This is a genomic window from Flavobacterium sp. YJ01 (assembly GCF_029320955.1).
Taxonomy (GTDB): domain Bacteria; phylum Bacteroidota; class Bacteroidia; order Flavobacteriales; family Flavobacteriaceae; genus Flavobacterium.
Genome location: NZ_CP119757.1, coordinates 767032 through 779808 on the forward strand (window position 1 = coordinate 767032; position 12777 = coordinate 779808).

The 12777-nt window shown below is 43.9% G+C and carries 9 protein-coding genes; 7 read left to right on the forward strand and 2 right to left on the reverse strand.

Features of this window, described 5'->3' with window-relative positions; genetic code table 11:
* The first annotated feature begins 131 nt into the window (after positions 1-131).
* Positions 132-1136: an SDR family oxidoreductase gene (locus P0R33_RS03465; RefSeq protein ID WP_149207812.1), complete on the forward strand. Its 1005-nt coding sequence runs from the start codon at positions 132-134 to the stop codon at positions 1134-1136.
* A gap of 324 nt (positions 1137-1460) precedes the next feature.
* On the opposite strand, the gene P0R33_RS03470 is transcribed toward P0R33_RS03465, so the two are convergent.
* On the reverse strand, positions 1461-1931 hold the full coding sequence (locus P0R33_RS03470) for a DUF1016 N-terminal domain-containing protein (protein WP_223704585.1): 471 nt from the start codon (positions 1929-1931) through the stop codon (positions 1461-1463).
* 507 nt (positions 1932-2438) lie between these two features.
* Here P0R33_RS03470 and P0R33_RS03475 point away from each other — a divergent pair.
* From P0R33_RS03475 to P0R33_RS03490, 4 genes are all read left to right on the forward strand, one after another.
* A complete protein-coding gene (locus P0R33_RS03475; protein ID WP_276174217.1) occupies positions 2439-5801 on the forward strand; it encodes a PAS domain S-box protein in 3363 nt (1120 codons plus the stop codon).
* Positions 5791-6234 (forward strand): response regulator, encoded by a 444-nt coding sequence (locus tag P0R33_RS03480; RefSeq protein ID WP_223704583.1) that lies wholly within the window; start codon positions 5791-5793, stop codon positions 6232-6234. Before P0R33_RS03475 ends, P0R33_RS03480 begins: the two co-directional genes overlap by 11 nt.
* Positions 6235-6704: 470 nt before the next feature.
* Positions 6705-7061 (forward strand): YciI family protein, encoded by a 357-nt coding sequence (locus tag P0R33_RS03485; protein WP_149207815.1) that lies wholly within the window; start codon positions 6705-6707, stop codon positions 7059-7061.
* Positions 7051-8265, forward strand: a complete 1215-nt coding sequence (locus tag P0R33_RS03490; RefSeq protein ID WP_276174218.1) for a DUF6596 domain-containing protein — start codon at positions 7051-7053, stop codon at positions 8263-8265. The genes P0R33_RS03485 and P0R33_RS03490 overlap by 11 nt, the downstream gene beginning before the upstream one ends.
* 220 nt (positions 8266-8485) lie before the next feature.
* On the opposite strand, the gene P0R33_RS03495 is transcribed toward P0R33_RS03490, so the two are convergent.
* Positions 8486-9040, reverse strand: a complete 555-nt coding sequence (locus P0R33_RS03495; protein WP_149207817.1) for a fasciclin domain-containing protein — start codon at positions 9038-9040, stop codon at positions 8486-8488.
* Between the two features lie 509 nt (positions 9041-9549).
* Between P0R33_RS03495 and P0R33_RS03500 the strand changes: the two genes are divergently transcribed.
* Positions 9550-11334, forward strand: a complete 1785-nt coding sequence (locus P0R33_RS03500; RefSeq protein ID WP_149208525.1) for a chloride channel protein — start codon at positions 9550-9552, stop codon at positions 11332-11334.
* Between the two features lie 131 nt (positions 11335-11465).
* Positions 11466-12776: a DUF389 domain-containing protein gene (locus P0R33_RS03505; RefSeq protein ID WP_276174219.1), complete on the forward strand. Its 1311-nt coding sequence runs from the start codon at positions 11466-11468 to the stop codon at positions 12774-12776.
* Position 12777: the final 1 nt, after the last annotated feature.

Genomic DNA, 12777 nt, shown 5'->3' on the forward strand with positions numbered 1-12777 from the left:
TTCGATACTCTATATCTTGCAAAAAATTGCTGTAATCTTATAATAATGAAGGCTGGTTCGTTTTTTAAATTTGATTCCATTTTTTTAGGAAAAAAGAAGATGATTTTTAAAAATGCAAAAAATAAATGATTATGGAAAGCAAAAACAATATACCGCAGAATGCTGAGCAGACCGGTGTGGCACCTGCACTTGGAGAAAGCGCGCTGCACAGCGAAAACACCTTAAATCCAGCCGCACAGCAAAACAGCCATGCTGCTGAAATGCAAGACCCTGTCACCAAATATGCAGTACCGCCCTTCAATGAGCAGTCGCAGCCATGGCCTGGTCTTGTCAGTAAAATGGATCCCAGACCGGATCATGGTGAAGAAAGCTACAAAGGCACAGGGCGGCTAAAAGGCCGTAAGGCCCTTATTACAGGAGGCGATTCCGGTTTGGGAAGAGCCGCCGCAATTGCTTATGCAAGAGAAGGAGCTGATGTTGCCATAAACTATTACCCTACCGAGGAGGAAGATGCAAAGGAAGTGATCCAGCTCATTGAAGCCGCAGGAAGAAAGGCTGCTGCCATTCCCGGGGATCTCCGCGATGAGACGTTCTGCAGATCTCTTGTCGATCAGGCAGCCCAAGCCCTTGGCGGATTAGATATAGTAGTCAACAACGCGGCAAGACAGCAGGCTCACCAATCCATTTTAGATATTTCCTCAGAAGAATTTGACTGGACCATGAAAACCAATATTTATGCTCCTTTCTGGATTATCAAAGCGGCGCTGCCTTACCTGAAACCGGGATCATCCATCATCGGAACAAGTTCTGTGCAGGCCTATGCTCCCACCGAAGATTTATACGATTATGCCCAGACAAAAGCCGCCACTACAAATTACATCAAATCACTGGCCAGACAGCTGGCACCAAAAGGAATCAGAGTCAACGGTGTAGCCCCAGGACCAGTGTGGACTGCATTGCAGGTAAGCGGAGGTGCCAGTATGGAAAAACTCAAAGAATTTGGATCCCAAACTCCTTTGGGGAGACCAGGACAGCCGGCCGAACTGGCTTCCATTTATGTACAGCTCGCCGCTGAAGATGCCAGCTATGCAACTGGGCAGATTTATGGCTCAAGCGGCGGTGAAGGCAATCCATAATCAATCAGAGAGAGGATTTATAAAGTACAAAACCTCTGCAATAGCAGTCTGCAGAGGTTTTTATTGACTGTAATAAAATTTACCTTAAAATACTCTATTTTTTATAAAAGCTATCAGAGACTGATAATGAGATACTGCAATTCTATCTGCTGGCGATTTGATTTTCGATGATAAAAAGTAAACTAGATTAAATCTTCTCCATATTTTTCACCTAACCAAGTATTCCTGTAACAAATCTTTTCTAAAAAAACATTTCCTATATTTTAAAAAACATCCCAGGAGGTTCTTTAAAAGAGTACTGTCCATCAAATGGAGATGATTCTGTTAATATTTTCCTGTTTCAGTACGTTTAAAAGTTTTCGCGGCTATCTGCTCTCCTAAATCATTGACGCTCATCAGCAGGTCGTTAATCTGATTGGCATAGAAGAGTTTAGCTTCTGTATTGTTGATAGGCAGAATAGCTAAAAAGTGGGACCATGTTAATTGCCGGGACAGTCTCGCGACAATTTCTTTGTCTGCAAACTCATCAGCAAACCGCATCATTGTCCGAAGATTTTTTTCTTCAAAATTGCTGCCGAATTTATTTTTTAGTTCCAACGACAAGGCAGTCACGATCTGTCGTGCGTTTTCTGATAGTTTTTTATCAAGTATTGTTTCATTAATTTTAAATCCAATTTCCCAAAAAAGCAGCACTGAAGAACTGTTAGCCTGCTGCTGGGTCTGCTCGGCAAGGCGGGATAACTCGCTGATTAAATCCGCTTCAATAAACGCTGTATTATTTATATTTTCTGCCATAGTATCCCATCATGCTTAACCAAATTACAGGGCTTCTAATTTAGTTGAAATCATCACAATTTTTATTAAAAGTTTCAGCTAAAGGCCTAAATAAAAATTGAATATTTCAAAGATAAAAAATCTAACAGCATCCGCCATGCGTTTTTTTAGAAATAAATAAGCAGTAAGACATCAGACACTATTTAAAAGCGATGCGGATCAATGTTTTAAAAACACCCAGGATTCTAAATTAACACATCCAAAAAAAATGGTTTAAAAAAATAGTCGGCTCCGGCTTCCCACAGACAAAACCTTAAAAATGCCATTGCATTATGCAGATGTAGTGTTTGGCATTATTTAACTAAAGTTTTATGCCGCAAATGCAGTTGAAAAACTAAAGCCTTAAAAGTGACAATTTTAAAATTTTCCATAAAAATTGTATAAAAGCTGCCACAGCGGAAAAATTAATTTTACGCAAGACAAAAACTATTTTTTTACGCTGGCTGTTAGGCAGAAACAGCATACCGGATGAAGAAGTCCGTTCCATCGGAACCGCAACAAAAAATAAAATTGCTTACTTTTACAAAAACCAAAACTGTTATCCTGAATGCAGCAGCCCTTCCTAAAACTAGAAAATTGAATCAAGACCCAAATACTTCAGACTTTTACTTTCTTCAAAATGGAGGTGAAGCCGCCGAGCTAATTGAAAATATTGACTGGGAAAGCCATACTTTGGGCACTCCGGACACCTGGCCGGAGAACCTCAAAAACACCATTGCCACAATCGTGTCCTCAAAATTTCCGATGTTTCTCTGGTGGGGTGATCAGCTGATACAGTTCTACAATGATGCCTATCGTCCCAGTTTCGGAAATGAGGGCAGACATCCCAAAGCCATGGGACAGAAAGCCGTGGACTGCTGGCCTGAAATATGGGATTTTATCCATCCGCTGATTCAAAAAGTGCTGTCAACGGGAGAAAGCATCTGGTACGACGACCTGCTGCTGCCAATATTCCGAAACGGCAAAATGGAAGACGTATACTGGACTTTCAGCTATAGCCCGATAAGGGACGACCGCCGCCAGATCAAGGGTGTATTGGTAATCTGCAATGAAACCACTGAAAAAGTAAACAGCAGACTTCATCTGCAGCAAAGCAGCGACGAGCTGGAATTTGCCATCAACGCAGCCGAATTTGGGACTTATGATCTGGATCCAAGGACACGGCGCTTTTCTTCAAATGCAAGGCTCAAGGACTGGTTCGGGCTCAAAGCCGATCAGCAGGTGAAACTCGAACATGCCCTGGGGGCAGTCGCAGAGAAGGACCGTCAGCGTGTCACTGAATCAATTAATTATGCACTCCGATACGAATCAGGCGGGCGATACGATATTGAGTATACCATCATCCACCCCACTACCAAAATACCGCGGATTGTGCATGCCCTTGGAAAGGCATGGTTTGACAATACTAAAACCGCATACCGCTTTAACGGCATCCTGCAGGATATCACCGAGCACCGCAAAGCAGCCCAAGAGCTTCAAAAATCAAGACAGCTCACCGATCTTACCATACAGAGCATGGGTCTGGGACTTTTCAGCGTGGATTATGCCGCTGATACCCTGGAGTATTCCACTGAATTCAGCAGGATCCTCACCGGGAATTTTAAACCCGGCCTGGGCAGGAAGGATTTCCTCAAATACGTGCATCCCGATGACCTGCATCTGAGGACCGGCGCCATCAAAAGCGGTATAGAAAATGGCACCTTTAACTATGCCCCAAGGGTTATTTGGGACGACGGCAGCATACACCACATTGCCATATCAGCGGCACGCATCATCAATTCCGAAGCAAAAGCACCGATATTCTCCGGAACGGTCGCCGACATCACCGAAAAAGAAAACAGCCGTCTGGCCCTTGAGCAGGCACAGTCACGACTTGAAATGACCAAGCGGGAGGCAGACCGCCATTTTTCAAATGTAACCGACAGCTCCCCTACCGGGTTATGGCTTTCCAATCCGCAGGGAATGTTTACCTATTTCAACAAAACCCTTATTGATTTCACAGGGGTTCCCTACCAGGAACTGCTGGAGGGAAAATGGACCTGGGTCATTGCTGAGCAGGACTATAAAAAAACCAAAGAAGCATACCTTAAGGCCCTGGAGCAGAAAAGCCATTTCGATGTGCTTTTTCGGGCAAGGAAAAACAATGGGCAGCTGATCTGGTGCCGCGCCGCCGGCGACCCTTTTTATGATGCCGACGGACAGTACGGCGGCTACGCCGGGTTCTGCATGGACATCGATGAAATAATTTCCGTGCGCCAGGCCGTTATTGAAAGCCAGAACCAGCTCACCTCGATGATCGAGCAGTCCCCCGTGGGGATCTGCCTCTTTACAGGACTGGATATGAAGATCGAAATTGCCAATGATATCATGATTGGATACTGGGGCAAGGACAGCTCCGTGATAGGGCTGCCCATGGAAGAAGCCGTTCCCGAATTAAGGGGGCAGCCTTTTATGGATATCCTGCAGCAGGTCTACCGCACAGGCGAAACCTATTACGGCCATTCCGTACCGGCGGACCTGAAGCTCGACGGAAAAATCAGCACCTACTACTTTGAGTTTACCTATACCCCGATCCGCGACTCCAAAGGCACGATTTACGGGGTTATGGACATTGCCATTGACGTTACCGATCAGGTCATCGCCACCAAAAAACTCGAAGAGACAAGAATGGCGCTCGCAGGGGCTATTGAACTGGCCGAACTCTCCACATGGACGCTTGATGCCGAAACTAAAACCATTACCTGTTCGGACCGTTTCAAGGAGTGGCTCGGTTTAAGCGCCGGCACCGCAGACCGGGAAGATTTCCTGCAGCGCATCAGCGAACCCTACAGGCATAAAGTTGCCGCGGCCCTGGAAGAGGCGCTCAGCGGTTCGGCCGAACAATTTTATGATTATGAATTTCAGATTGTAAACAAAATAACAGGACAGCAGCGCATTATCCATGCCAACGCCCAGGTGCAGTACGGCAAGGATGGTGTGGTAAAATCACTCAGCGGCACGGCGCAGGACGTGACCAAAGAAAAGGAACTCCAGCAGGAGCTTACCTTCAAGGTAAAGGAACAGACCGCCGAGCTGCAGACTAAAAATGCCGAACTGGAGGCCAACAACCGCGAGCTTTCGCAGTTTGCCTATATCGCCTCCCACGACCTGCAGGAACCCATAAGAAAGATCAGCGTTTTTACCGATCTGCTGCAGAACAATCTGGGAAAGAACCCCGAGAAGGTAAATACTTATATCGACAAGATCAGCTCTTCTTCCAGAAGGATGGAGAACCTCATTAAGGATGTGCTGCAGTTTTCAAAGCTCACCCATATTTCACATCAATTTGTACCGGTAAACCTCAATACAGTGCTCAGCGAAATAATGGCAGATTTTGACCTGGTCATCGAACAGAAAAATGCCCAGGTAAGCATCGGGCAGCTTCCCCTCGTGCAGGCCATACCGCTTCAGATGTCGCAGCTTTTCGGCAATCTGCTCTCCAATGCCCTGAAATATACCAAGCCCGGCAACAGGCCCGAAATCAGCATTAACGCACAGCCTGTTCCAGAAGCTCAACTCAGGCTGCATGCACTGGATCTGGAACTTCCCTATATCAAAATAGAAGTGCGCGATAACGGCATTGGATTCTCACAGCAGTACGCCGAACAGATTTTCAATATCTTCCAGCGCCTGCATGGAAACGACCAGTATTCAGGCACCGGAATCGGCCTTGCCATGTGCCGCAAGATCATGCAGAACCACAATGGTGAAATTACTGCCGCATCGCAGGAAGGCTCAGGCACTGTTTTTACTATTATTATGCCTGCACTGCGCGAAAAAAATGGGGGATGATAAAAAATTAGGAGGGAAAATAGTATATTTACACTCCATTATTATACATATGACGACCATTTTTTTAATTGATGATGATCCAGACGACCGCGAAATCTTTGCTGAACTGCTGGCCGAAGACCATCCCTCAATTGTTTTGCAGCAAGCCATAAATGGCGCAGATGCCTTTGAAAAACTTAAATCAGAAAACTTTACAAAGCCGGATTTGATTTTTCTGGACCTCAATATGCCCATAATGGACGGGCGTACCTTCTTGCAGCACATTAAAATGGATCCCGACCTGAAGGATATACCGGTTATCATATATACGACATCCTCAAGTGATCTGGACAGGAATTTTGCCATGGAAAACAAGGCCGCCTTTTTCCTGACCAAACAATATTCGCTGCAGCAGCAGCGAAAGGATATTATGGCAGCCATAAAGAATTTCTAAACTGCAGATTTCCATTGCATTGCTTACAGCTATTAAAAAGGGATTGTTTTTTATAAAACATGCCCTTTTTTAAATTTTGAACTCTTCACATGGGGTTTAATTCATTAAATGCAGACTCTTCTCTGCTGCAAGCCGAACAGCGGAAAGCTTCTCTCAGCTTTGCGGCAAAAAGTTAAAGCTGTTTTTTCAGCGGCCCAAAAGCAAGAATTCATCCCATCCTATTGAGATTACCGATTCAAAGAAATTTAAAAGCAGATTCATAACTAAAGCATAAAAACTAAGGAGATTTAAAAAAATCTCCTTAGTTTTATTAGTTTTTTTTGAATTCAAATGCAGCCCAGTAACAGCTGGAATTGTACATCCATCACACACAAGGGGCCAAATGGCTTTTTATTTTGAAAAAAAAACAAATAAATGTCCAAAACCGGAACACCCAGATGTCTTTAATGAAATTTTAAAAATAATTTATTATGAAAAAGTTCCTATTATTACTTCATGAAGACATTGAAAAACTAAACGAGCTCTCTTCAAAAGAAATGCAGCAGCTGGCTGATGCGCATATGAGGTGGGCAGAGAGATTAGCCGCGGCAGGACATTTGATTTCAGGCGACGGACTGCAGGAAAAAAGTGTTTTGATCAGCGGGAAAGACTGCATCATCAAAGACGGGCCTCATCTGGAATCCAAAGAAATTATTGGGGGATATTACTTACTGCAGGCAGAGGATTTAAAAACGGCTGTCGAACTGGCCAAGGAATGTCCCACGCATCTTTACGGAGGCACTACCGAAATCCGCCAGATAATGGAAATGGAAGATTATGGGCAATGAAATGTTTTTCGGGGAAGAAAGGAATTACCGGGCCTTGTACGGAAAGCTGTTTGCAGCGTTATTAAACAAGTTTGGTGCAGATTATATTTCTGAAATTGAGGATGCCATTCATAATTCCTTATTAAAATCCTTAAAAATACGCAGCCAGGATACCATCCTGAACAATATGGAAAACTGGCTTTTCATCGTTGCCCGAAATGACCTGCTGAACCAGATCAAAAAGGATAAAGAAAAAAACAGTTTTTCTGCGCAACATATGGAAGGTTCTGCGGCGGAAAGCTGCCAGACTGACCTGCGGCTTCAGACCGTTCTCTTTATATCTGCTGTAGAAAATATTTCCAGCCAAGCCAAAATACTCTTTGCTCTTAAGGATATTTTTGGACTAAGCATATCTGAAATAAGCGGCTGCACCCTGATGGGTAAAGAAGCCGTTTACAAAAGTATTGCCAGGACAAAGAAAAACATAAGGTCCCAATTTAAGGGCAAAACTGTCGAACTGGATTCAATAGCAGCCGTCAGGGAAGAAATCGCCATGGCAGAAGAAATATTTTACGCTGTTTTTAATATAGGCTACGACTGTTTTGATGAAAAGGCCCAAGGGGTTTTCAATGAAGATTTATGCCTGGACGCAATGGCTCTGACTAAACTTTTATACGGCCGCTATAAGTATGGCTCCACAGGCAGTCTGCTGGCCCTTTTCTGCTTTCATGCCGCAAGAAGTGCAGCCCGGGTTGTCAATGGCAGGCTCATTTCTTTTTTCAGCCAGGACCGCGAAAAATGGAATACGGAATTGATAGCTTTAGGCTTTCATTATCTTAAAAAACCCAAAACCTTAAACCGTTTTTATCTTGAAGCGGTTATTATCAGCAGGTACATGTCCATTGCGGAGCTAACACAAAATGACTGGCTTGATATTGTGAAATTACATGAAATCATGCAGCAGGTCTGCCTGTCTCCTGTTGCAAGACTGAACTATTGCTTTTGTCTGGCTAAAATTGGAAAAACGCAGCAGGCGCTGCAGATTCTTTCTCAGATTGAAAAAGAGCTTCCGGCCGAACATATCTATTTTTCTCTGGTAAAAGCTAAAATACTAAAAGAAACCAGACCTGAAGAGTCCGATGATCTGTTTACATCGGTGCTAAGTAAAATGAACCAGAAAATAAGGAAAGAATACCTGCTGGAAAACGAGTCAGTCGGATTATAAAATAAAAATATTTCAATTGATATGTCTTTTTTGATTTCTACCTTTTCAGATAAGAAACATGATCTCCAGCCGCAGGCTTTAGAACTGCATAAAATTAAAAAAGCGGCATCATTTAAAGCCTGCCGGTCTTCACTTCTTTCCGCCGGGAAATCCAAACACTGAAAAGCATAAAAAAGCCCCTTTAAAAAAGGGGCTTATCACATACAATCTCTTTACAGTATTACATCTTTGGAAGCAGGACAGCATCAACCACATGGATTACACCGTTTGACTGGTTTACGTCCGCTATGCTAACTTTAGACTTATTGCCGTTCTCATCGCTGATATATAAATCCTTACCCTCCATCCAGGCTGTCAGCGTACCGCCGCTTACTGTTTTCAGCACTGCTTTTCCTTTTCCTGCTTTTATCGCTTTTGCAATATCGGAACTGTTCATCTTTCCTGCAACCACATGGTAGGTCAGAATAGTCTGCAGCATTTTCATGTTTTCCGGTTTCAGTAAATTGTCTACTGTTCCTGCAGGAAGTTTGCCGAAGGCTTCATTTGTCGGCGCAAATACGGTGAAAGGGCCTTTTCCCTGAAGCGTCTCTACCAGTCCCGCCGCTTTTACCGCCGCCACAAGTGTGGTATGGTCCTTAGAGTTGACTGCATTTTCTATTATGTTTTTATTTGGATACATTGCTGCCCCTCCCACCATCACGGTTTTCTGGGCGTTCATCGTAAATCCGAATCCCAATGTTAAAACTGCCAAAGCTAAAAATTTTCTAGTTTTCATAATTACATTTTTTATAAAGTTATAAAGTCATCTACGCTTTAAACTGCTTTCTGGTTTTCATGAAAAAAAATGAATATTGAAAAAAATAAAATAAAAAAGCACAAAAGCCTTAAAGACTGACCCTTAGGCTTATAAAAAAAAATATTTTTCTTCTATTTTTCCAGGCGATATTGATATTCGAAAAAGGCCCAAAAAATTAAAAACCCCATTTTCTAAAATTTAGCTGGAATGTTCAAGGCCGGCCATACCGCTAATATCTTTAAGCCTTACCTTTCTATAAAAGCAGCCTCATATGGCTCAGGCTGCTTTTATCCAATAAATCTGGGCACTGCTTTCCTGCAGCCACCTTGAGCACTTATGAAAATGCATCAGCTTATTGCTGAACTGCCGGTGGTTCTGCCGGCATACCTGTAAAGGTTTTTCAAAATTGGCATTATATTAACAATTTATTCTAGAGTGAACCGCATTGGCGGTTTAACTTTGCATTTCCACACCATTCATTCAGGACAATGCTCAAAAAACAATTTTTAAAAACAAAACAGCTTTTACTGCTGGGCCAGCAGAAGCTGTCCCGAAAACAGTTTATATTTCTCTCAAGCGTACTCATTGGAATTACTGCGGCCTTTGCCGTAATCTTTTTAAAAGCCTTCGCGCACTGGGTCTATTCATCTGCTACCTACATCAATGGAACATTAAAATTAAGTTTCATTAACAGCATACTGCCTGTTATCGGCATTCTGCTGACTGTTTTGGTAGTAAAGAAAATACTGGGAGGAAGCCTTGAAAAAGGAACCTCCCAAATTTTACATACAGTGGCCAGAAAGGCAAGCATTATCCCTAAAAAACAGATGTATGCCCAGATAATGACAAGCTCACTGACAGTCGGACTTGGCGGATCTGCAGGACTGGAAAGCCCTATTGTAATCACAGGCGCCGCTTTCGGATCCAACTATGCCCAGCAGTTCCGGCTGAGCTACCAGGAACGCACGCTGCTGATCGGATGCGGGGTCGCAGCGGGTATCGCAGCCGCTTTTAATGCGCCGATTGCCGGGGTTTTATTTGCCATAGAAGTGCTGCTTGTCGATGTGACCATTTCGGCTTTCACTCCCATTATGATCGCTGCGGCCACAGGCGCCTTGGTCTCTGCAGTTGTACTGAATGAAAATATACTGCTGGCTTTCCGCGAAAAGCAGAGCTTTGATTACCACAATATTCCCTTTTACGTGCTGATGGGGCTCTTTACCGGTTTTACCGCCGTGTTCTACGCACGCAATTTTTTGAGGACAGAACATACTTTTGCGCACTTGAAGTATGGCCCCTATAAAAAAGCCGTCCTAGGCGCCTCTATTCTGGGGCTGATGATTTTTATATTCCCCACTCTTTTTGGCGAAGGTTATGAAAGCATCAAAACCCTGGCCGATAAAGATCCCGGAAAACTGCTGGAAAATACGCTGTTTTCAGATTTCGCTTCCAATGACTGGGTGCTGCTGCTCTTTGTCGGCACCTCAATGCTGCTCAAGGCCTTTGCCTCTGGAATTACGCTGGGAAGCGGCGGGAACGGCGGAAACTTTGCACCTTCCCTGTTTCTGGGCTCTTATGCAGGCTATTTCTTTTCAAAATTTTTAAACCTGACCGGGCTGACCGATCTGCCTGTAGGCAATTTTACCCTGGTGGGGATGGCCGGAATACTGAGCGGTCTTTTTCATGCGCCGCTGACTGCCATATTCCTTATCGCTGAAATAACTGGCGGCTATGATTTGATGATCCCCCTGATGATCGTGGCATCAGTAAGTTTTGCCGTTTCCAAACGTTTTGAAAAGCACTCCCTGGATGTAAAGAACCTGGCCAGAAAAGGAAATGCCTTTACCAGCAACAAGGACGCTAATATTCTCTGCACCCTGGAAATTGAAGAGCTTGTCAGAAAAGATTATCTCACTGTCGGCAGCGGACAGGACCTTGAAGATGTAGCAGGGCTCTTAGCACATTCAGATCAGGTAATTTTTGCAGCCGTTGATGATCAAAATGAGCTCGAAGGACTGGTTTACTTTAATGATATAAGGGAAGTGATTTTCGATAATCAAAAATCCAAAAATATCCTGGTCAGAGATATAATGGCCCAGCCCCTGCAGACCGTTCATCTGTTTGACAGCATGGAAACCGTTATGAAAAAATTTGAGAAAAGCGGCAGGGCTTTTCTCCCTGTGCTCAAAAATGGAAAATACTACGGCTTCATTACCAAATCAGATGTGCTGGAATCTTATCGAAACAGGCTCAAATCAATGATTTTTGAATAAAGTCTTTACTTCACGATCAGCTGATTCAGACAGGATGCTGTGCGGGCTTGTTTCCGAATGTGCCGAAATAGTCTTATCTTAGCATTACATGCCCTGAAAAGACATATTGTACCACGCTAATTTTAAATACAATGGGAAAAATTACTGATCTGCTCAATCTTCGAGACGGAGAAGACGACAGAGCCAGAACACTGGAAGCCGTTAAGAAAAATATAACCTTTAAAGGGGCAAACCTCTGGATCCTTGCCTGTGCCATTATAGTGGCTTCGGTTGGCCTGAATGTAAATTCCACTGCGGTGATTATCGGGGCAATGCTGATTTCCCCGCTCATGGGCCCCATAGTGGGCGCCGGGTTTGCATTGGGCATTTACGATTTTTCACTGCTCAAAAAATCACTTAACAACCTGCTTACGGCAACTGTCGTGAGTCTGGCGGTTTCCACCCTTTATTTTTACCTGAGCCCTTTCAAGGATGTGCAGTCTGAACTTCTGGCCAGAACTTCTCCCAACATCTATGATATCCTTATAGCTTTTTTTGGCGGCGTGGTCGGCGTTATAGCAGTAACACGATCTGAAAAAGGAAACCCGATTCCCGGTGTTGCCATTGCAACAGCGCTTATGCCGCCGCTGTGCACCGCCGGCTACGGACTGGCAACAGGACAGTGGAAATTTTTTCTCGGAGCCTTCTACCTCTACAGCATCAACTGCGTCTTTATAGGAATCGCCACATTTTTAATCATAAAATACCTGAATTACCCTGCCGTTAAGCAGATTGATGAAACCCATCAGAAGCGCGTAAAATACATCATTGCTTTTCTGATCACTGTCATGCTGCTGCCCAGCAGCTATCTGGCGTACTCGCTTTACAGGGAACAGCAGTTTAAAAAAAATGCAGATCTTTTCATTGAGAATGAATTCTCCGATAAAGGCTATACCATCGTTTATAAAAAAACCGACTTCAGCCCCAAAAGCAGAAAACTAGAGCTGGCTTTTCTTTCAAGACGTTTTTCCCAGGCAGAGATTACAGCTCTCACCAAAAGACTCAATCAGAACAAATACCTTTCAGGCACCCGGCTGATTATCAGGCAGGACAGCACCGATCGTCTGAATGCCCTGAAAGGAGACATCCTGAACCAGATCAAAAGCAGCGAGAATGAAATGAACGTGAAGGATGTGAAAATCGTGCAGCTGGAGAAAGAGCTCGCAAAAAACAAATTTGACAGCAGGAAGCTCTTAAAAGAAATAAGAATTTTATTCCCCAATATCAATTCACTCTCCATTGCCAAAAGCTCGCTGGTCAATTATCAGGACAGCACTGCAACAATCACCGCCGTAATTTATGACAGTCCAAAGAATCTCACCTCAGATGAGAATGAGAAACTTCGAAAATGGCTCAATGCACGTCTCTCAGTACAAGATGCGGCACTTTTCAGAAGGCAGTAAA